Origin of the sequence: uncultured Rhodococcus sp., assembly GCF_963525155.1 — a bacterium.
GTDB lineage: Bacteria > Actinomycetota > Actinomycetes > Mycobacteriales > Mycobacteriaceae > Rhodococcus_F > Rhodococcus_F qingshengii.
Genome location: NZ_CAURKP010000004.1, coordinates 62,858 through 81,442 on the forward strand (window position 1 = coordinate 62,858; position 18,585 = coordinate 81,442).

Consider the following 18,585-nt stretch of genomic DNA (forward strand, 5'->3'; position numbering starts at 1 on the left):
TCCTACTGCGGAAGCGGTTTGCGCCAACATACGTCGGTGACACGGATACGCTGATTGTTGTCACCGTTCCAATCGACGCTCAGCCCCTGAGTTCGGAGTGCGTCGGCTACCTGGCGCCCGACGGTCTGATCGGTGTGCGCGATCATGTGTGCCTTGGCGGTTTCGTCGCCGCTGAAGGCATCGGCGACCAGCGCGGGATCGAGATCGTGGGCCGGACGAAACGCACTGTAGGACAAGTAGAGATCGGACGGCTCGTCGCCGAGACGCTCCGCATCTTGCATGTGGAAGAACGTGTACGCCCACTGAGCAAAGGGATACCCGTTCTCGTCGGGTTCGGACGGCGTGCGTTCGTCGTCGATTTCGGTAGTGCCGCACTGCATGCAGCAGGTGAAGTTCATCCGGGCTACGATGCCGTTGCGCTCGAGTTCGGCGAAGGCTGCGGAGAGGCGCTCGAAGTCGCCGGGAGCCGTCCACTGGGTCTGCTCCCCGAGTCTGTGGTCCCAGACCTCACGCACTACTGCGTCGATCTGTCTGCCGAGTTCGTCGTTCTCGAAGCCGCCCTCGACACAGTCTCGGGCGGCTTCGCATATTTCGTCGAACGTAGCGAAACCTGGGACTACCAGTTCGCGTGCTTGCTCACGTACGGTGACGATGTCGGCCTCACTGAGCACCGGTGCTGACCGTGACTGTGCTGACCGTGACTGTGCTGACCGTGACTGTGCTGACCGTGACGGTGCTGACCGTGACGGTGCTGACCGTGACGGTGCTGACCGTGACCAGGGCAATCGCATACCGGCACCGTACTGCACCGATCCGACCGTCAGGCGACGTCGACTGCTGCTTTCGTTTCCTCCTCGTTTGACGGGGCCGGCTTGTTCGGGATGAGCGCCGTGGCGATCAGGCCCACCACGACAAATCCGGCTGCAAGGTATCCGCCGAGTGTGATGCCGTGAGTCATCGCAGATTGGGCAGCGTCGGCGACGAAGGCAGTGTTCGGTGAACCGGCCAGCGAGTCGATGGCGGCGCCTGCGCTGTCGGTGACTGCCCGCGTCAACTGATCAGCCTGAGCTTGGTCGACACCGGATCCGGTGAGGTCGTTGTTCAGCGTCGAATTGAGAGTGCTGAAGAAGACCGTGGTGAGGACGGCGATGCCCAGTGCGGATCCGAGTTGGCGGAACGCGCTCTGAATGCCGGAGCCTTGACCGGCGCTCTGCTCGGGAATCTCCTCGAGCACGACGTTGGTCACCTGCGCAGTCGCAAAACCGACGCCGATTCCGTAGAAGAACAGCACTGCGGCGATAGTCCACCAGGGGCTGTCTGTCGCAGCGATGAATCCGAGACCGGCGAGACCGAGCGCCTCGAGAGCCAAACCGATACGGACCAAGCCCAACGGCGAGACCTTCGATGCCAGCCCGAAGCTCGCACCACTGGCGACAAAGCTGCCGATGGCAATGGGAACCAGTGCGAGCCCTGCCTGGAGTGCGCTGTATCCGAGCGTGAACTGGAGCCAGAGAGGAAGCACCGCAACGATTCCGAACTCGCCGAGCCCGATGATCAGCGTCGCGATGTTGCCGTTGCGGAACGACGAGATGGAGAACAACCGTACGTCCATCAGCGCCCGCGACGGATCGGCGCTGCGGGTGAGCATGGTTTGACGGTAGGCGAACGCACCGAGCGACAGAACGGCGAGAACCAACGCCACCAGAACCGGCGACGGTCCGCTGGACCATGACAGACCGAACAGATCGAAGGGTTCCTTCGTCGTCAGCCACCCGTACGTACGTCCCTCGACGAGGCCGAAGGCCAGCAGGCCGAGCCCGGCGATGGACAGTGCTGCTCCGGTGGCGTCGATGCGCCCAGCGGTGCGGGGTGAGGGCGCGATGAACAGCACTGCGCCGATCAGAATGAGCGCAGCAAGCGGAATGTTGATCCCGAATGCCCAACGCCATGAGGCATGTTCGGCAAGCCAGCCGCCGAGCAATGGGCCGAGGGCGGATGCAGCGCCGATGGTGGAGCCCCAGACCGCGAAGGCCTGGCCGCGCGCCTTTCCGGTGAACATCGCGTTCAGAAGCGACAGTGACGTGGGCAGGATCATGGCCGCGCCGGCGCCCTGCAGGAAGCGCGCCAGGATGAGCAGACCGCCGTTCGGCGCCAGTCCGGCCAGCAGGCTCGTTGCGCCGAACACGACGACACCGGCGATGAAGATACGACGGGCGCCGACCAGGTCGGCAACTCTGCCGACCAGAAGCAGGAGTGCCGCGAACACGATTGCGTAGGACTCTTGGATCCATTGAGCCTGAACGGAATTGATCCCGAGATCTTCGATGATCGAGGGAACTATGACGTTGACGATCGTGGTGTCGACGACGATCAGTGCCACGCCGAGTGCAATGGCGATCAGGCCCAACCACTTGCGGGTGGTGGGTGAGATGTTCACGAATAAACCTCCATTGTGAAGTAACTTTATTATGAAGGTATATTTGAGGCGGTAAGTTGTCAACGTGCGCGCTGGGTTCGACCGGCCGCCGTCTGGCACAGGAAAGGTGGGATCACCGAGGTGGAGGCACCGCGCGACATCTCCGTGGAGCGGGAGCGGCTGATGGACGAATTCCGCGCGTACGGTGGCACGTTCACCGAATTCAGCCATCGATTCGCGTCGTGGCTCGGCCTGCATTCCACCGACGCGACTGCCTTGATGGAAATCACCGCTGCCGAGGAGAAGGGGACGCCGCTCTCACCCGCCCGCCTCGGAGAGCGGATCTCGCTGACGTCGGGTGCAACCACCGCGTTGCTCAACCGCCTGGAGAAGGCGGGACATATCGTCCGGACCCGAGAGAATGCAGACCGGCGAGTGGTCACGCTGCACAGCAGTGCGCATGTGCAGGACCTGGCGGACGAGTTCTTCGGGCCCCTTGCCGTGCGACTCGACGCCATGATGGCGAAGTACCCGCCCGAACTGCTCAGTCGATTCGAGGAATTTCTCGTCGACCTTCACTCGACGATGAACGAACACCTCGAGCAGGACAACCGCTGAACAAAAAACGCCGCTCGACTCCGGAGAGTCGGGCGGCGTTCTTTGTGCCGGTGACGGCTACTTGCCGAGCTTGGCCTGCAGGTCGTCGAGAACCAGGCCGGCACCTGTCGGGCCGAGACCCAGGAACCAGGTCTCGTCGCTCACCTCGGTGGCGCGTCCTTCCTTGACTGCGTCCATGCTGGCCCACAGCGGTCCGGCAACAACCGTGGTCTGGCCGGTGTCGGCGGGATTTCCGTAGCTGGAGTAGAAGATTCGGTCACCCTCCGCCTCGGTGATCGTTTCCGGGCTGACCTCGACGGCCAGTTCGTCGATGTCCTGGATCGCCGGGCGGGGCAGGCCGACGTCCTTCAAGATGACGCCGATGAACGACAGATTGCCGTACAGGCGCAGCTTCCCGGACATGAAACGAACCAGTGAAACGGTCGGGGAACCGTCGATCGACTCACGTACCTTGTCGGCGTGCTCTTGGTAGTCGTTGAGAACCTGCTCAGCCTTGGTCTCCTCGCCGAGTGCGTCACCGGCAAGGAGGAAGTTCTCCTTCCACGGAAAGCCGGGGCGGATGCTGAAGACCGTCGGAGCGATTGCCGCGAGTTGCGGGTAAAGCTTGTCCTGGCGCAGCTTGCTGCCGAGGATCAGATCGGGCTGCAGTGCGGTGATCGCCTCGAGGTTGAGGTTGTTGGTCGTGCCGACATCGGGGACACCGACCAACTTGTCCGCCAGGTACGACGGCTGACCGGCGGCGCTTTCCGGGCTGGCGATGCCGACCGGGGTGATCCCGAGCGAGAGAACCTCGTCGAGTTCACCGCTGTCGAGGACGACGACGCGGGTCGGCTTGGCCTCGAGGGTGGTCTCGCCCAGGGCATGGGTGATGGTGCGAGGGAACTCGCCTGGCGCGGCATCGCTGCCGAGCTTCGCGGTTTCCGTGTCGGCGGTGCTGAACAGCTTGCCGCCGGTCGCGACATCGGTGTTGCCGTTTGCGTTGCCGCCGGCGTCGGAAGAGCCGCAGGCCGTAGCGGCAAAAACAGTCGCCAGGGCAACCATGGCGACCCGGACCGACGTGCGGCTCCGGAGAGTGGTGCGTGAGTGCATTAGGCTACCCTACCTTTCGGCTATCGGGCTTGGTCAGGGAGGTATCCGCACCGTTGATGCCAGGTGAGCGGCGCGTCAGGTCTCGCTCAGCGGGACCGCTACGCAATTCGGACTACAGGGTGCGACCAACGTGTTAGCTTCGCGAAAGACCTGTACTGGTAAGCGAAGACGCGTGTAGTGAGGATTTCGATGACCCTGAACATTGCCGATCTGTTCGAGGCCGTTGCCGATGCGATCCCCGATCGAGTTCCCTTGATTCTGGAAGACGTGCGATTGAGCTACGCCGAACTCGAACTGCGATCGAACCGACTCGCTCATCACCTGCAGTCGGTGGGCGTCGAGCCTGGGCAGCTCGTCGGTATTCACATGCGTAACTGCGTCGAGTACGTCGAAGCGCTCCTGGCTTGCTTGAAGATCAGAGCGGTACCGATCAACGTCAACTTCCGCTATACCGATGCAGAACTCCTGTACATCTACACCAACTCTCAAATGGTGGCACTGCTGGTCGAAGAGGAATTCGCGCCGACGGCATTGGCCGTGGTTCCGCAGTGTCCGGAGATCACCCACGTGCTGATCGTCGGCGAAGACTACGAGAACGCCCTTGCCGCGCAGACTGATACCCGCGACTTCGGCCCTCGCAGCAACGACGACCATTTCATCATCTACACCGGCGGCACAACCGGAATGCCCAAGGGTGTGGTGTGGCGGCACGAGGACTTCTTCTTTGCCGCCCTGTCCGGAGCGAACCTCAGCGGGCCGCCGCGTCGTAGCCTCGAAGAGGTTGTGGATGCAGCTGTAGCGAACACCAATCCAACTGTGCTGCTACTCATCCCGCCGCTCATGCATGGAGCCGCAATCTATTCACTGCTCACGGCATTCCTCATGGGAGCTCCCCGAGTGCTGACCCGCAGCTTCGATCCGATGGAAGTGTTGCGACTGGTCGAGGCCGAGAAGATCACCGGAATCACCGTCGTCGGCGACGCAATTGCTCGGCCGATCGCCGACGCCATTACCGCAAGCGAAGGGCGCTACGACCTTTCGACTCTCCAACTGATCGGGTCGGGTGGCGCGTTGTTCTCCCCGAACCTGAAAGCAGAACTGACAACCCGACTACCGGGGTTGGTGATCAAGGATGCATTCGGTGCTTCGGAATCCGGCAACGACGGCGTCGTCGAATTCGGTGAGGACGGTTCCAAGCGAATTCGATCCAACCCCAACATGATTCTTGTCGACGACGAATTCCGTCGCATCGAACCAGGCTCGGACACAGTCGGTTTCATCGCCCGGGCCGGCCATGTTCCCGTTGCCTACTTCGGCGACCCGGCCAAGACTGCTGCAACTTTTCCCGTCGTCGACGGGGTGCGTCTGGCGGTACTCGGGGACATGGGCACGATGGAAGCCGACGGAACCATCGTGCTGCTCGGGCGCGGTTCGATGTGCATCAACTCCGGCGGCGAGAAGGTCTACCCCGAAGAAGTGGAGCAGGCACTCAAAACTCACCCGGCAGTTTTCGACGCTTTGGTGGCGGGTGCGCCCGACACTCGATTCGGTGAGAAGGTCGCCGCGGTGGTGCAGGTTCGACCGGGATTCGAAGATGTTGCGACGGAATCATTGTCGGAGCATTGCCGCACCCACGTCGCCGGGTACAAGATCCCCCGCTCGATCGTGCTCGTACCAACCATCCTCCGCTCGCCCAGCGGTAAGGCCGACTACCGTTGGGCTCGCGAAACCGTAGCCGGAGCGTAAATCACCCTTCCGGCACTTCGGACGACGCACCATTCGTTTCCCTCGGGATCCAGTAGCACCTGAAAGGTGCCGGCCGGGTCCTGCTGGACAGTGCCGACCCGAGTTGCGCCGAGGCGCTCGGCAGCTTCGGTCGCAGCGACGACGTCATCCACACTGACGTCGATGTGTAGACGATTCTTCGTCAGCTTGGATTCCGGTACACGCTGGAAGGCGAGGCGAGTCCATCCCGGAGGGTCGACAAACGCCCACTCCGCGCTCCGCTCCACCGGCTGCCCACCGAGGATTCCGGCCCAGAAGGTCGCCAACTGGGCTGGTGCGGAGCAATCCACAACTACTTCATCGACGTGCCCGATCACCGCTTCACAGCTCCGCTGAATTCGGCTGTCACAGCTGCGCTGAATTCGGCTGTCACACCTGCGCTGAATTCGGCTGTCACAGCTGCGCTGAATTCGGCTGTCACAGCCAGGGCTCGATCGGCTTCTTCACCCACATGATCTTCTCGTCCGGATGCTCACGCCGAGCTTCGGGACGGTCTGGGTTGGCTGCTGCCCATACGGCTTTCTCGTCGAGCAGTCCGGCCGCGATCGTCCAGGTCTCCCGCGTGCTCGGCGGATTGGCGCCCGCCGCCCGCGCAAGCTTGCGCAGCCGATCGTCGGGCATGTCGAGCAACTCTGCACTACTGATATCGCGATCCCAGGCGAACTTGGCAAGACCGACAGCTTTCTCACGTCGGCTACGGCTCGCCATGTCGTTGTGCGCGAAGTCTGGTTCGGATGCCACGGCTTCACCTTATCGTCAACGAAATCGAGGCCCTCCCGCGTAAGCGGAAGGGCCTCGATTTCTGTTCTTCACTGTCGGGGTGGCGGGATTTGAACCCACGACCTCTTCGTCCCGAACGAAGCGCGCTACCAAGCTGCGCCACACCCCGTGTCGAACCTCGGTTAGCTTACATTACCGAGTCGACTGACATTAAATCCGCAGGTCAGTTGCGTAGAACCGACGCTGGAGACTCTGCGGAACTGTGTGCGGAGACATGCTCCGGTTCGCGCCTGGTCGCCGGAACCAAAGTCAGCAGAGTTGCCTCGGGGCGGCAGCAGAAGCGTGCCGGAGCCCACGGCGAAGTGCCGATGCCCGCTGAGACGTGCAGCTGGGTGTGTGCGCCCCACTTCGACGGTCCCTTGACCCGGGATCGGTCGATCTGGCAGTTGGTGACCAGCGCGCCGTAGAACGGAAGGCACAGCTGACCACCGTGCGTGTGGCCGGCGAGCACCAGGTCGTAGCCGTCGTCGGCGAACCGGTCGAGAACTCGAGGTTCGGGCGAGTGCGTCAGGCCGAGCTTGAGCTGGGCGACGGGATTGGGTGTTCCGGCGACGGTGTCGTAGCGATCGCGCTTCAGGTGCGGATCGTCGACGCCGGCGGCTGCGATGCGAATACCGGCCACTTCGAGTTCGCGGCGCACGTGGGTCATGTCCAGCCATCCACGTTCGGTGAACGCGGCCCGCAGATCGCCCCAGGGGAGGGGATCCCCGGTGATGCGCTTGTCCTTGTTGAAGATGTAGCTCAGTGGATTCTTCGGTTTCGGAGCGAAGTAGTCGTTGCTGCCGAAGACGAACAGACCCGGCCGAGCCAACAGATCGCCGAGCGCCTGGACCACTGCCGGGACGCTGCGCTGGTGCGACAGGTTGTCTCCGGTGTTGACCACGAGGTCGGGGTCGAGGCCTTCGAGTTCACGCAACCAATTCTGTTTCAACCGTTGGTTCGGCATCATGTGCAGGTCGCTGAGATGAAGGACCCGCAGCGACGACGAACCGGGCGCCAGGACTGGCATCGTCACCTCACGCAGTGCAAATGCATTGCGTTCGATGCCGGATGCGTACCCGATCCCTAGTGCAGCGGCGCCCGCGGCACCAAGTGCGGTGCGGGTCAGATTGGTGCGGAACTGGGAAGACACCTCTCAAGGATACGGGTGTGGCGTTCTTCTGCGTCGCTCTCGCCGCCTTTTACAGCTATTCCACAGAGAATTGTGTCCGGGCGGAGGTAACTATCGGCACGCTCGAAACGCCGAGCGCGTAGCGTTTCCACCATGTCCGACACGACACCATCGCTCAAAGCCACCCTCCGAACCGACATGGTTGCATCCATGAAGGCGAAGGATCCGCTACGTACAGCCACCCTTCGGATGCTCATGGCAGCCATCCAGACCGAAGAGGTTGCCGGTAAGGAAGCACGGGTCCTCACCGACGAAGAAATCATCAAAGTCCTTGCAAAGGAATCGAAGAAGCGCGGCGAATCGGCCGAGATCTACACCGAGAACGGCCGCGGAGAACTTGCCGCGAAAGAGCGCGCCGAAGCTCAGATCATCGACGAGTACCTGCCGACGCCGTTGACCGACGCCGAACTCGTCGACGTCGTCGACACCGCCCTCGCTCAGGTGTCCGAGGAGCTCGGTGAGCGTCCGGGTATGCGTCAGATGGGCCAGGTCATCAAGGCCGCCAGCGCGCTGGCCAAGGGCAAGGCCGATGGCGCACGCATCTCTGCAGCGGTGAAGTCCCGCCTGTAGAAGCGCGCCACCGGAAACCGAAAACGGCCGCGAACTCCGAGTCACTCGGAGATCGCGGCCGTTCTTGTTTTCAGAGCCGTCAGTTTTCAGGGCCGTCAGTTCGGCGGGGTCCCCGCAGGCGGTGCGGGTTCGCCTCCCGGCGGAGTCGCATCCGGGGGAGTCGCGCCCGGTGCCGGAGCTGCTGGAGCTGCCGGGGATGCGGGTGCTGCCGGAGCCCTTACGGAACCGTCACTGATGTAGATCGTGACGGTCGAACCCGGGATCGCGGACCCGGACGGCGAAACTCCGGTGACCGTTCCCGCGCGTGCTCCGGACGCCGTGGTCACGGAATTGACCGTGAAGCCGGACGCCTGCAACCTCGACGTCGCCGCCGACTGGCTCAGGCCGACAACCTCGGGAACCTGGCCGTTCTGCGATCCCCGTGCGTACTTCTCGTCGATCGGAGGCAGTGAGGTGGGCCCGAAGTTGTTGGCGACCGGGTTCATTGCCGCGAACCAGGATCTCGCCGGTTCGGTACCGCCGTACAGGTTGCCGCTGTAGCAGGGGCGTAGCGGGCTCGAGCAGATCTCGCCGGGCGTCGGGGAGTCGCCGAAGATGTAGACGGCCGCAGCGAGGTTGTTGGTGAAGCCGAGGAACGCCGAGGACTTGTGGGTCTCGGTGGTACCCGTCTTGCCCGACATCGGCAGGCTCCATCCGGCACTGCTTGCAGCACCGGCAGACGTACCGGCGCCGACGTCGTCACGGCTCATGGCGTTGGCGAGTGTGTCTGCCAAGCCGGGCTCGACGACCTGCTCACAGCCCTGCTCGGTGACGGCCACCGGCTTGCCGTAGCGGTCGAAGACCGAATCGATGGGACTCGGCGGGCACCACTTGCCGTGCGAGGCGAGAGTGGCCGCGACGTTGGAGAGTTCGAGCGGGTTGATCCAGGTGGGGCCGAGGGTGAACGAACCGAGGTTTTGTTCCTTCTGGAAGTCGGCCATGCTGCGCTCGTCGAAGCCCGAGGTGTTGGGATCGGCGTACGAGCGCATGCCGAGGCGGACAGCCATGTCGACCGTCGGCGTGACGCCGGTCGCCTCGATGAGCTTGACGAAAGCGGTGTTTGGGGACTGTGCCAGGGCGTCGGTCACGGACAGTGTCGGCGGATAGTTGCCGGCGTTCTCCACGCAGTACGTCGAGACCGGGCAGCCTGCCGCACCACCGCTACCCATGCCCTTGGCTTCGAAGCGCTTGGGCACGTCGAGGGTCGCGTTGATGCCGAGGCCCTTCTCCATCGCCGCAGCGGTCGTGAAGATCTTGAAGACGGAACCCGCACCGTCACCGGCAAGGGAGTACGGCTGCGCCTGGACGGTTTCGTCGGCGTCGGCATTGAGTCCGTACGTGCGACTGCTGGCCATCGCGATGACCTTGTGTGAATCCTGGCCCGGCCTGATCACGTTCATCACGTTCGCGATGCCGTCGAGGTTGGCGCTCGCGTTCGCATTCAGTCCGGCCTTGGTGGACGCCTGGACCTGCGGATCGAGCGTGGTCTTGATGAGGTAACCACCCTCGTTGATCTGGTCGCGGGTGATTCCGGCATCCGAGAGGTACTTCAGTGCGTAGTCACAGAAGAATCCGCGATCGCCTGCAGCGATGCAGCCGCGCGGCAAGTTGTTGGGGGTTTCGAGGACGCCGAGGGGCTCTTCCTTGGCTGCACGGAACTCGTCGGCACGATCCGGAATGTTCGTGATCATGGTGTCGAGCACGGTGTTACGACGCTCGGTCACGCCCTCGACGTTCGTGTACGGATTCAGCGCGGAGCTGGACTGAACCATGCCGGCCAGCATCGCGGACTGCGGAACGGTCAGATCTGCGGCGTCGACGCCGAAGTAGGTCTGAGCCGCGTCCTGGATGCCGAAGGATCCGTTGCCGAACGGTACGAGGTTGAGGTACCGGGTGAGGATCTCGTCTTTCGTGAGTTCCTTGTCCAGCGTCAGCGCCATCCGGATCTCGCGGATCTTTCGGGCCGGGGTGGTCTCGATGGCAGCGCGGCGCTCGGCATCCGTCTTGGCCACGACCAACAGTTGGTAGTTCTTCACATACTGCTGATCGAGTGTCGACGCGCCCTGCTGCACTTCACCGGTCGTCGTGTTGGTGAGGAAGGCGCGCAGCGTTCCCTGCCAGTCGACGCCCTTGTGGTCGGGGAACCGGCGGTCCTCGATGGAGACGATCGCCAACTTCATGTTGTTGGAGATCTTCTCGCTCGGGACTTCGAAGCGTCGTTGGTCGTACAGCCAGGCAATGGGATTGCCTGCCGCATCGACCATGGTGGACACCGCGGGGACCGTGCCTTCGACCAGTTCGGCCGAGACGTTGTCGACGGTATCGGCGGCGCGATTGGACGCGAATCCGAATCCGCCGGCCACCGGGAACATCACCCCTGCGACCAGGACACCCGCCAATGCGGAGCTTCCGGCGAGCTTCGCCACTGTTTTTGCAATCGACACGATCTACAGAGTACGTGTGCCCACCCATTGGAACCGGTTTCAGTGTTTTGCGGGTGTTCAAAACCTCCTGAACACGCGCTTTGTACTGCCGTACCAAAAAATGCTTCCAACCGTCTTGCGTTAGGGGCGTTCTTTACCTAAATTGTGATCAGTGTGATCGACGTAACACTCGATCACGAATGTGTCTCAGCTTTCACGTGCTACCGCGAGACGGCTGAGATGGTGCGCTGCTCGCCTCATGGCGACGGTCAGACTTTGTAGAGGGGACCCAGAATGTACACAGCCACCCCGAGTAGCCGTTTGGACATCGAGCAGGCCGAGGCACGAATTGCCTGGGTAACTCAGGCACGATGCCGCGAGGTCGACCCCGACCAACTTTTTGTTCGTGGCGCCGCGCAGCGCAAGGCAGCCACCATCTGCCGTCACTGCCCGGTCCTCATGCAGTGCGGAGCAGATGCTCTCGACAACCGTGTCGAGTTCGGTGTGTGGGGCGGAATGACCGAACGTCAGCGCCGTGCACTGCTCAAGCAGCACCCCGACGTCGACTCCTGGTCCGAGTTCTTCGAAGACCAGCGCCAGCATCACTCAGCAGTCTGATCCAGGTCGATCGGGGGATCAGCCCTTACGAGTGAGCTGATCTCCCACCGCGCGCAGCGCCTCGAGGTCCGAGACCTCGAACGGTAGCGACGGAACACCGATCAGCGGCACCCTCGGGTGAGCTGCGGTGAATCGACTCAGCAAGGCGATTTCTCGCTTCGCGATCACTGCCCGATGGGCATGGATGCGGAGAACGGCTGCGGTGAGGGCCTCGGCCTCGGTCGCATTTTCCTTCGCTTCCAGTTTGTCGGCGGCGGTCACCGCATGATCGGCAGGCAGAGCCGTCAACGTCGGGTGAGTGCGGTTGAGAACCAGACCGGCCAACGGCATCGAGTCACCCGCAAGGCGATCGACGAAGAACGCCGCCTCACGGAGAGCGTCGGGCTCGGCCGCTGCGATCACCAGGAAATGAGTCCCCGGCTGACGCAGCAACTCGTAGGTCTTCGTGGCGCGTTCACGGAAACCGCCGAACATCGAGTCGAGCGACTGCACGAATGCCGATGCATCCGAAAGCATTTGGCTTCCCACGATGGTCGAGACACCCTTCAGGGCCAATCCCATCGCGCCGGCCACGAGCCTGGTCAGGCCACGGCCGGGTGCCGAGAGCAGCCGGATCATCCGTCCGTCGAGGAATGTTCCGAGCCTCTGTGGAGCGTCGAGGAAGTCGAGCGCATTGCGCGACGGCGGGGTATCGACGATCACCAGATCCCACGCGTCGTTCGACGCCAGCTGCCCCAACTTCTCCATCGCCATGTACTCCTGCGTTCCGGAGAACGATGTGGCAACGGTTTGGTAAAAGGGATTCGCCAGGATCTGCTCGGCCTTCTCAGGGCTCGAATGCTCGATGACCATCTCGTCGAAAGTCCGACGCATGTTCAGCATCATCGCGTGGAGTTCGCCCGTGGCCTCGGGACCCAGCTTCACCGGCTGCGGAGTGTTGTCGAGTTCGGCCACACCCAAGGCCTGTGCGAGGCGACGGGCCGGATCGATGGTGAGGACGACTACGCGTCGGCCCTCTTCGGCTGCCCGCAACGCCAGCGACGCAGCCGTCGTGGTCTTGCCGACGCCACCTGCGCCGCAACACACCACGATCCGGGCCGTCGGGTCCTTGATGATCGCCGAAATATCGAGGGCAGGAGCTGCGCGTCGGCCGGTCCTGGAACTGCCGACCGTCACGTTCTCGGTGGTCTCGGTCATCACACGCCCTGTTCCGTGAGGTATTCGGCCAGCTCGTAGAGCCCACCGAGATCGACGCCGTCGGCGAGTGCGGGAAGTTGCACCCGCGCGCCGTCGATCTCGCGGAGCTTCTCCGCACTGGATTCTTGAGCTTCGAGCACCGACGCGTGCTCGATCGTCTCGGTGAGCAGGCCGGCGAAGTCGTCGTCGGACAGATCGATGCCGACATCGGAGAGCGTCGACCGGATCGAAGCTGCATCGATGTTGCCGGCTGCAGCACCGGAGAGTTGGTCTTCGGGCAAGAACCTCGGGCTGGCGCGGTTGACGATGATGGCACCGAGGTTGAGGTCGTCACGCGCCAGTTCTGCGGCGGCGTCGGCGGTTTCCTGAACGGGCAGCGCTTCGAGAAGCGCAACAAGATGTACGACGGTCTCCGGCGAGTGCAGCAGCCGAACGACGCCTTCACTCTGCGAATGCACCGGGCCGCCCTTGGCGAGGTCGGCCATCGCCTTGGTGACGTCGAGGAAGCTGCCGATCCGCCCGGTCGGGGGAGCATCGACGACAACGGCGTCGTACACGCGTTTGCCGGTTCGATCGGTGCGGATGACGCACTCCTTGATCTTGCCGGTGAGCAGAACGTCGCGAAGGCCTGGAGCGATTGTGGTGGCGAATTCGATGGCGCCGAACTTACGCATCGCCCGGCCGGCGAAGCCGAGGTTGTAGAACATTTCGAGGTATTCGAGGAACGCGGTCTCGATGTCGACGGCCAGAGCCATCACTTCACCGCCACCTTCGGCGGCCGCGACCTTGGTCTCCTGCGGTGGAAGCGGTGGTACGTCGAAGAGCTGCGCGATTCCCTGGCGGCCCTCGACCTCCACGAGGAGAACGCGCTTGCCGCCTTCGGCCAACGCGAGCGCCAACGCGGCGGCAACCGTGGACTTACCGGTTCCGCCTTTACCTGACACAAAGTGCAGGCGGGCCTTCGTCGCAGACTCGGGCCAGGTCCTGCTCAGCTCATCTTGGGATGCAACCACACCGCGAGCCTATAAGTCTGGGGCCGAAGATGTACGCGGGATAGGCTCACCGCATGAGCGAAATAACTTCCTGGGAATACACCGTGACTCCGTTGCTGGTCCACAATCCGAAGGCAATTCTCGACAACAGGGGTGTCGACGGCTGGGAACTCGTCGCCGTCCTGCCGAGCGCGTCGGGCGAGCAGCACGTCGCGTACATGAAGCGTCCGAAGGGCTGAATCACATGGCAGAGGCAACACAGACCTGGTCGGAGCGTCTCGCCGAACTGGGCATTGCACTTCCCGCCGTCGCGGCACCCGTCGCTGCGTACGTTCCCGCGGTTCGCAGCGGCAACCACGTGTACACGTCGGGTCAGCTCCCGTTCGTCGACGGAAAACTGGCGCTGACCGGCAAGCTCGGCGCGGGCGTGTCGGATGAGGACGCCAAGGCCGCGGCTCGCACCTGCGCGCTCAACGCTCTCGCTGCCATCGACGCCCTGGTCGGCATCGACAACGTCGTCCGTGTCGTCAAGGTTGTCGGCTTCGTGGCATCCGCCGAAGGATTCACCGGTCAGCCCGGCGTGATCAACGGCGCATCCGAGTTCCTCGGCGAGGTGCTCGGCGACGCCGGTATCCACGCCCGTTCGGCAGTCGGCGTGGCAGAACTTCCCCTCGGCTCACCCGTCGAGGTGGAACTGATCGTCGAAGTTCGCTGATGTCGACGGTCCATCCCGCCTACGCGCAGCTACGCCGCGTCACCGACATCGCTTCGGTCTTGCTCGAGAACAACCCGGGCATGATGACGCTGGACGGTACGAACACTTGGATTCTGCATGCTCCGGGCAGCGTCGAGTGTGTTGTCGTCGATCCAGGCGACAACGACGAGGAACACCTGCAACGTGTCGCTGGTATCGGTCCGGTAGCGCTGACCTTGATCACGCACCGGCACTACGACCACACCGGCGGGGTGGACCGTTTCCACGAATTGACTTCGGCTCCAGTGCGTTCCGTCGACCCTACTTTTCTTCGCGGGGGCGCTTCGGCGCTTGTCGACGGTGAAGTGATCGAGGTAGCGGGCCTGAAGTTGCGGATCCTCGCGACGCCGGGCCATACCGCGGATTCGGTGTCGATAGTCATCGAGAACGATGCGAGCGTGCTGACGGGCGACACCATTCTCGGCCGCGGCACGGCAGTTCTCGACGACTCCGACGGCGATCTGGGGGACTACCTCACCTCGCTGCGATCGCTGGCTGCACTCGGCGAAGGACTGACGGTTCTTCCCGGGCACGGTCCGGACCTGCCCGATCTGCAGGCGATTTCGCAGCAGTACCTCGCCCACCGCGAGGAGCGTCTGGATCAGGTGCGGGCCGCTCTGTCGACGTTGGGGGAGTCGGCCTCGGTGCGCGACGTAGTCGAACACGTCTACTCAGACGTGGACCCGAAGTTGTGGCCGGTCGCGGAGAAATCCGTCAACGTGCAGTTGGCGTATCTGCGACGCTGAGGCGCTCGGCGCCGACATGAAGAGCTGAGTTGTGTAGCCGAACTGCCGCCATCTATGCCGATCGAGGTATAGCTGGCGGCAGTTTTTGCATTTGTTTGATATGGGTCACGGGCCAATAGTTAGTCCATGACCTCACAATGCGACGGATGGATCCGCAATTACGTGGATGGCTCCTATGTCGAACCCGACGAGTCGTCGAGCTTCGATCAGGTCGACCCAGCAACGGGCCGTGTTCTCGCCCGGGTCCACGAGGCCGACAAGGCCCTGGTCGATCGGGCCGTGACCTCTGCCAGACGTGCTCTGGACAACGGTTGGGCCGATACGCCGGTTCGAGAGCGGACGGCTCTGCTGCGACGCGCTGCCGACCGGATCGAGGAGCGATTCGAAGAGTTCGTCGCCGCAGAGATGGCGGACACCGGCAAGCCGATCACGCAGGCACGCGAACTCGACGTCGCGCGCGCCCTGACGAACTTCCGCACCTTCGCCGACATCGTCGCCGCGGCGGGACAGGAATCGTTTGTCACGGACCTCGCGGGCGGCAAGCAGGCGCTGAACTACGCGATCCGCAAGCCGCTCGGCGTCGTCGCCGTGATCGTTCCGTGGAACCTGCCGCTGCTTCTCCTGACCTGGAAGGTTGCGCCCGCGCTCGCGTGCGGAAACTCCGTGGTGGTCAAGCCCTCCGAGGAAACCCCGGCGACTGCGTCGTTGCTGGCCGAGGTGCTCGAAGAGGTCGGCCTGCCTGCCGGCGTCTACAACGTCGTCCATGGATTCGGTGCGAACTCGGCCGGCGAGTTCCTCACCACGCACCCCGGTATCGACGGCGTCACCTTCACCGGATCTTCGGCAACGGGTTCGCATGTCATGAAAACCGTTGCCCCGCGGGTCCGTCCGGTCTCGTTCGAGCTCGGCGGCAAGAACGCCGCGATCGTGTTCGGCGACGTCGACATCGACGAGGCTCTGACGGGTCTGACCAAGTCGGTGTTCACCAACACCGGCCAGGTCTGCCTGTGCACCGAGCGGGTGTACGTGCACCGCAGCATTTTCGAAGACATCGCCGGTGGACTCGTCGAGCGGGCAGCAGGACTGCGTCTGGGCGACCCGACGCTCGATGCAACGACGACCGGACCGCTCATTTCGCAGGCACACCGGAAGAAGGTACTCGACTACTTCGAGATCGCCGAGCGGGAAGGCGCGAAAGTGCTGACCGGCGGCGGTATTCCGGACCTCGGACAGGAACTGTCGGGCGGATCCTGGATCGAACCCACCCTGTGGACAGGCTTGACCAACAAGGATCGCGCCGTGCGTGAGGAGATCTTCGGACCCGTCGCAGCACTCATTCCGTTCGAGACCGAAGCCGAAGCGATCGCCCTCGCAAACGACACCGAGTACGGCCTTGCTGCCTCCGTGTGGACCAACGACCTGCGCCGCGGACACCGCGTCGCGCAGAAGATGAACGTCGGAATCTCCTGGGTCAACACGTGGTTCACCCGCGAACTGCGATCTCCCTTCGGCGGCATGGGCCTGTCCGGCATCGGACGTGAGGGCGGCGAGTCCTCGCTGCACTTCTACACCGAACCGACGAATGTATGTGTGCAACTGTGAACATCGAAACCGCAAAAGTTTTCCAGAAATGAGCGAGGCGTGATGACAGCCCCCGAAGACACCGTATCCGCGCTCGCGCGTCGCCTCGACGACGCTGCGCAGACGCGCACCGACACCCCGAGCCTCGCCGACGAACACACCATCGACATCGACCAGGCCTACCGGATCCAGAACGAACTCCTCGAACGGCGCACCAACCGTGGTGAATCGATTGTGGGCATCAAGCTCGGCTTCACGAGCAAAGCGAAGATGGCGCAGATGGGTGTCTCCGAAGTGATCGTCGGTCAGTTGACCGACGCGATGTGCGTGAGCAACGGCGGCGAAGTCGACCTGAGGACGTTCATTCATCCCAAGATCGAACCCGAAGTGGCATACCGCTTGTCGAAGGACGTCGATCTCGACGATCCGAACGTCGACATTGAAACCTGCGTCGACGCACTGGCTCCCGCAATGGAGATCATCGACTCGCGGTACCGCGACTTCCGCTTCACCTACACCGACGTCGTCGCTGACAACACCAGCGCTGCCGGGTACGTGATCGGGAGGTGGCTGCCGCTACAGAACGTCGAAGACCGTTCCGTACGTATGGAAGTCGGCGGCGAGACGGTAGTCGGTTCCACGTCGGCCATTCTCGGCGATCCGGTGCGAGCTCTGCACGCACTGCTCGACATCGCTCGTCGACGCCGAATCCCGTTGCGCGCCGGGCAGGTAATTCTGGCCGGTGCCGCCACAGCAGCTGTGCGACTCGACGAGGGCGTCGCACAGTGCACGATCGACGGACTCGGAACCGTCACGGTGAAAGGTGTGAAGCGATGAGTGGGGCGCAGGTCATCGAGAAGCTGGCGAAGCCGCGCGGAAAGTTCCCCCACGTCAAGGTGGTCGGCGATTTCGTCTATGTCTCCGGGACCAGTTCGCGTCGACCCGACAACACGTTTGTCGGCGTCGAGGTCGACGAGATGGGGACCACGGCGCTCGACATTCGGGCGCAGACGCGTGCCGTCATCGAGAACATCGCGGCGATTCTCGCCGAAGTGGGTGGAGAACTGAGTGATCTGGTTCAGGTCACCTCGTACCTGGTATCGATGAACGACTTCGGCGGATACAACGAGGTGTACGCCGAACTGTTCGACGAAAACGGTCCGACGAGAACGACTGTGGCTGTTCACCAGCTGCCCCACCCTCACCTGCTCATCGAAATTTCCGGCGTGGCGTACGTGCCCGCCTCCCGACGCTCGGCGTCCGAAGATACGGAGAATGCATCATGACCACGATTCCTCCCGTCATCGACTTCAAGAAGTGGATCGACGACAACCGCCACCTCCTGCAGCCGCCAGTCAACAATCAGACGATGGCGCTCGGAGACGATTTCATCGTGCAGGTCGTCGGCGGCCCCAACCAGCGGACCGACTACCACCTCGATCCGTACGAGGAGTGGTTCTACCAGCTCGAAGGCGACATCCACGTCAATGTCATGACCGAAGACGGTCCTCAGCGCGTCGACATTCGCGAGGGTGAAACTTGGTTGCTGCCAGGAGACATTCCGCATTCGCCGCAGCGTCCCACCGCGGGCTCGATCGGCCTGGTCATCGAACGCGTCCGCAAGGAAGGCACGCTCGAGAAGTTCCAGTGGTACTGCCTCGAATGTGATCACAAGATTCACGAGGTCGAACTTCAGGTGCGCGACATCGTGGCCGACCTTCCGCCGGTGTTCGTCAAGTTCTACGAGAGCGAAGAAGCCCGCACGTGTGACAAGTGCGGCACGCTCCATCCCGGCAAGGGCTGAGC

General features: G+C 63.1%; 21 protein-coding genes and 1 tRNA gene. 12 read left to right on the forward strand and 10 right to left on the reverse strand.

Annotation, left to right across the window (positions count from 1 at the left end):
• Positions 1–2: 2 nt before the first annotated feature.
• Positions 3–671 (reverse strand): DUF6891 domain-containing protein, encoded by a 669-nt coding sequence (locus RWT78_RS01875; protein WP_314673467.1) that lies wholly within the window; start codon positions 669–671, stop codon positions 3–5.
• A gap of 11 nt (positions 672–682) precedes the next feature.
• On the opposite strand from RWT78_RS01875, the gene RWT78_RS01880 reads away from it, so the two are divergent.
• Positions 683–862: a hypothetical protein gene (locus RWT78_RS01880; RefSeq protein WP_314673468.1), complete on the forward strand. Its 180-nt coding sequence runs from the start codon at positions 683–685 to the stop codon at positions 860–862.
• On the opposite strand, the gene RWT78_RS01885 is transcribed toward RWT78_RS01880, so the two are convergent.
• Positions 821–2,437, reverse strand: a complete 1,617-nt coding sequence (locus RWT78_RS01885; protein WP_314673469.1) for a DHA2 family efflux MFS transporter permease subunit — start codon at positions 2,435–2,437, stop codon at positions 821–823. The two genes, RWT78_RS01880 and RWT78_RS01885, sit on opposite strands and share 42 nt — an antisense overlap.
• Before the next feature lie 120 nt (positions 2,438–2,557).
• Between RWT78_RS01885 and RWT78_RS01890 the strand changes: the two genes are divergently transcribed.
• Positions 2,558–3,034 carry a MarR family winged helix-turn-helix transcriptional regulator gene (locus tag RWT78_RS01890; RefSeq protein ID WP_003943458.1) on the forward strand — a complete coding sequence of 159 codons (477 nt, stop codon included), beginning with the start codon at positions 2,558–2,560 and terminating at the stop codon, positions 3,032–3,034.
• Between the two features lie 57 nt (positions 3,035–3,091).
• On the opposite strand, the gene RWT78_RS01895 is transcribed toward RWT78_RS01890, so the two are convergent.
• A complete protein-coding gene (locus tag RWT78_RS01895; RefSeq protein WP_003943522.1) occupies positions 3,092–4,123 on the reverse strand; it encodes an ABC transporter substrate-binding protein in 1,032 nt (343 codons plus the stop codon).
• 189 nt (positions 4,124–4,312) lie between these two features.
• Here RWT78_RS01895 and RWT78_RS01900 point away from each other — a divergent pair, with 189 nt between their 5' ends.
• Positions 4,313–5,869 carry an acyl-CoA synthetase gene (locus RWT78_RS01900; protein ID WP_314673470.1) on the forward strand — a complete coding sequence of 519 codons (1,557 nt, stop codon included), beginning with the start codon at positions 4,313–4,315 and terminating at the stop codon, positions 5,867–5,869.
• Here the strand turns inward: RWT78_RS01900 and RWT78_RS01905 are convergent.
• From RWT78_RS01905 to RWT78_RS01920, 4 genes are all read right to left on the reverse strand, one after another.
• A complete protein-coding gene (locus tag RWT78_RS01905; protein ID WP_063315193.1) occupies positions 5,833–6,225 on the reverse strand; it encodes a VOC family protein in 393 nt (130 codons plus the stop codon). The genes RWT78_RS01900 and RWT78_RS01905 overlap by 37 nt on opposite strands.
• A 100-nt stretch (positions 6,226–6,325) precedes the next feature.
• Positions 6,326–6,649, reverse strand: a complete 324-nt coding sequence (locus RWT78_RS01910; protein ID WP_003943496.1) for a hypothetical protein — start codon at positions 6,647–6,649, stop codon at positions 6,326–6,328.
• Between the two features lie 74 nt (positions 6,650–6,723).
• Positions 6,724–6,797 (reverse strand) — tRNA-Pro (locus RWT78_RS01915).
• A 54-nt stretch (positions 6,798–6,851) separates the two neighbouring features.
• Positions 6,852–7,820 (reverse strand): metallophosphoesterase, encoded by a 969-nt coding sequence (locus RWT78_RS01920; RefSeq protein ID WP_003943461.1) that lies wholly within the window; start codon positions 7,818–7,820, stop codon positions 6,852–6,854.
• A gap of 132 nt (positions 7,821–7,952) precedes the next feature.
• Here RWT78_RS01920 and RWT78_RS01925 point away from each other — a divergent pair, with 132 nt between their 5' ends.
• Complete coding sequence (locus tag RWT78_RS01925; RefSeq protein ID WP_003943491.1) at positions 7,953–8,429, forward strand: GatB/YqeY domain-containing protein; 477 nt, start codon at positions 7,953–7,955, stop codon at positions 8,427–8,429.
• 95 nt (positions 8,430–8,524) lie between these two features.
• Here the strand turns inward: RWT78_RS01925 and RWT78_RS01930 are convergent, their stop codons facing one another.
• Positions 8,525–10,894, reverse strand: a complete 2,370-nt coding sequence (locus RWT78_RS01930) for a transglycosylase domain-containing protein (RefSeq protein WP_003943525.1) — start codon at positions 10,892–10,894, stop codon at positions 8,525–8,527.
• A 291-nt stretch (positions 10,895–11,185) separates the two neighbouring features.
• Here RWT78_RS01930 and RWT78_RS01935 point away from each other — a divergent pair, with 291 nt between their 5' ends.
• Positions 11,186–11,509: a WhiB family transcriptional regulator gene (locus RWT78_RS01935; RefSeq protein ID WP_007732375.1), complete on the forward strand. Its 324-nt coding sequence runs from the start codon at positions 11,186–11,188 to the stop codon at positions 11,507–11,509.
• 18 nt (positions 11,510–11,527) lie between these two features.
• Here the strand turns inward: RWT78_RS01935 and RWT78_RS01940 are convergent, their stop codons facing one another.
• Both RWT78_RS01940 and RWT78_RS01945 read right to left on the reverse strand, forming a co-directional pair.
• The gene (locus tag RWT78_RS01940; RefSeq protein ID WP_007732380.1) at positions 11,528–12,706 is read right to left on the reverse strand and encodes an ArsA family ATPase; all 1,179 of its coding nucleotides are present in this window, start codon (positions 12,704–12,706) and stop codon (positions 11,528–11,530) included.
• A complete protein-coding gene (locus RWT78_RS01945; protein WP_037130910.1) occupies positions 12,706–13,719 on the reverse strand; it encodes an ArsA-related P-loop ATPase in 1,014 nt (337 codons plus the stop codon). The genes RWT78_RS01940 and RWT78_RS01945 overlap by 1 nt, the downstream gene beginning before the upstream one ends.
• Positions 13,720–13,772: 53 nt before the next feature.
• Between RWT78_RS01945 and RWT78_RS01950 the strand changes: the two genes are divergently transcribed.
• The 7 genes from RWT78_RS01950 (at position 13,773) to RWT78_RS01980 (ending at position 18,583) form a co-directional block, all read left to right on the forward strand.
• Complete coding sequence (locus RWT78_RS01950; RefSeq protein WP_314673471.1) at positions 13,773–13,937, forward strand: hypothetical protein; 165 nt, start codon at positions 13,773–13,775, stop codon at positions 13,935–13,937.
• A 5-nt stretch (positions 13,938–13,942) separates the two neighbouring features.
• On the forward strand, positions 13,943–14,413 hold the full coding sequence (locus RWT78_RS01955) for a RidA family protein (RefSeq protein ID WP_003943508.1): 471 nt from the start codon (positions 13,943–13,945) through the stop codon (positions 14,411–14,413).
• The gene (locus RWT78_RS01960) at positions 14,413–15,198 is read left to right on the forward strand and encodes an MBL fold metallo-hydrolase (RefSeq protein WP_007732381.1); all 786 of its coding nucleotides are present in this window, start codon (positions 14,413–14,415) and stop codon (positions 15,196–15,198) included. The genes RWT78_RS01955 and RWT78_RS01960 overlap by 1 nt, the downstream gene beginning before the upstream one ends.
• Positions 15,199–15,324: 126 nt before the next feature.
• A complete protein-coding gene (locus tag RWT78_RS01965; RefSeq protein WP_314673472.1) occupies positions 15,325–16,800 on the forward strand; it encodes a 2-hydroxymuconic semialdehyde dehydrogenase in 1,476 nt (491 codons plus the stop codon).
• A 42-nt stretch (positions 16,801–16,842) separates the two neighbouring features.
• Positions 16,843–17,616 (forward strand): fumarylacetoacetate hydrolase family protein, encoded by a 774-nt coding sequence (locus RWT78_RS01970; RefSeq protein WP_314673473.1) that lies wholly within the window; start codon positions 16,843–16,845, stop codon positions 17,614–17,616.
• Positions 17,613–18,065 (forward strand): RidA family protein, encoded by a 453-nt coding sequence (locus RWT78_RS01975; RefSeq protein ID WP_003943520.1) that lies wholly within the window; start codon positions 17,613–17,615, stop codon positions 18,063–18,065. Before RWT78_RS01970 ends, RWT78_RS01975 begins: the two co-directional genes overlap by 4 nt.
• Entirely contained in the window at positions 18,062–18,583 is a 522-nt protein-coding gene (locus RWT78_RS01980) for a 3-hydroxyanthranilate 3,4-dioxygenase (protein WP_003943511.1), read from the forward strand. Before RWT78_RS01975 ends, RWT78_RS01980 begins: the two co-directional genes overlap by 4 nt.
• Positions 18,584–18,585 lie beyond the last annotated feature (2 nt).

Excerpts from the sequence above, each read along its gene's own strand:
- RWT78_RS01895 (WP_003943522.1), bottom strand. The coding sequence starts at position 4,123 with ATGCACTCACGCACCACTCTCCGGAGCCGCACGTCGGTCCGGGTCGCC.
- RWT78_RS01900 (WP_314673470.1), top strand. The coding sequence starts at position 4,313 with ATGACCCTGAACATTGCCGATCTGTTCGAGGCCGTTGCCGATGCGATC.
- RWT78_RS01925 (WP_003943491.1), top strand. The coding sequence starts at position 7,953 with ATGTCCGACACGACACCATCGCTCAAAGCCACCCTCCGAACCGACATG.
- RWT78_RS01935 (WP_007732375.1), top strand. The coding sequence starts at position 11,186 with ATGTACACAGCCACCCCGAGTAGCCGTTTGGACATCGAGCAGGCCGAG.
- RWT78_RS01940 (WP_007732380.1), bottom strand. The coding sequence starts at position 12,706 with ATGACCGAGACCACCGAGAACGTGACGGTCGGCAGTTCCAGGACCGGC.
- RWT78_RS01950 (WP_314673471.1), top strand. The coding sequence starts at position 13,773 with ATGAGCGAAATAACTTCCTGGGAATACACCGTGACTCCGTTGCTGGTC.
- RWT78_RS01955 (WP_003943508.1), top strand. The coding sequence starts at position 13,943 with ATGGCAGAGGCAACACAGACCTGGTCGGAGCGTCTCGCCGAACTGGGC.
- RWT78_RS01960 (WP_007732381.1), top strand. The coding sequence starts at position 14,413 with ATGTCGACGGTCCATCCCGCCTACGCGCAGCTACGCCGCGTCACCGAC.
- RWT78_RS01965 (WP_314673472.1), top strand. The coding sequence starts at position 15,325 with ATGACCTCACAATGCGACGGATGGATCCGCAATTACGTGGATGGCTCC.
- RWT78_RS01970 (WP_314673473.1), top strand. The coding sequence starts at position 16,843 with ATGACAGCCCCCGAAGACACCGTATCCGCGCTCGCGCGTCGCCTCGAC.
- RWT78_RS01975 (WP_003943520.1), top strand. The coding sequence starts at position 17,613 with ATGAGTGGGGCGCAGGTCATCGAGAAGCTGGCGAAGCCGCGCGGAAAG.
- RWT78_RS01980 (WP_003943511.1), top strand. The coding sequence starts at position 18,062 with ATGACCACGATTCCTCCCGTCATCGACTTCAAGAAGTGGATCGACGAC.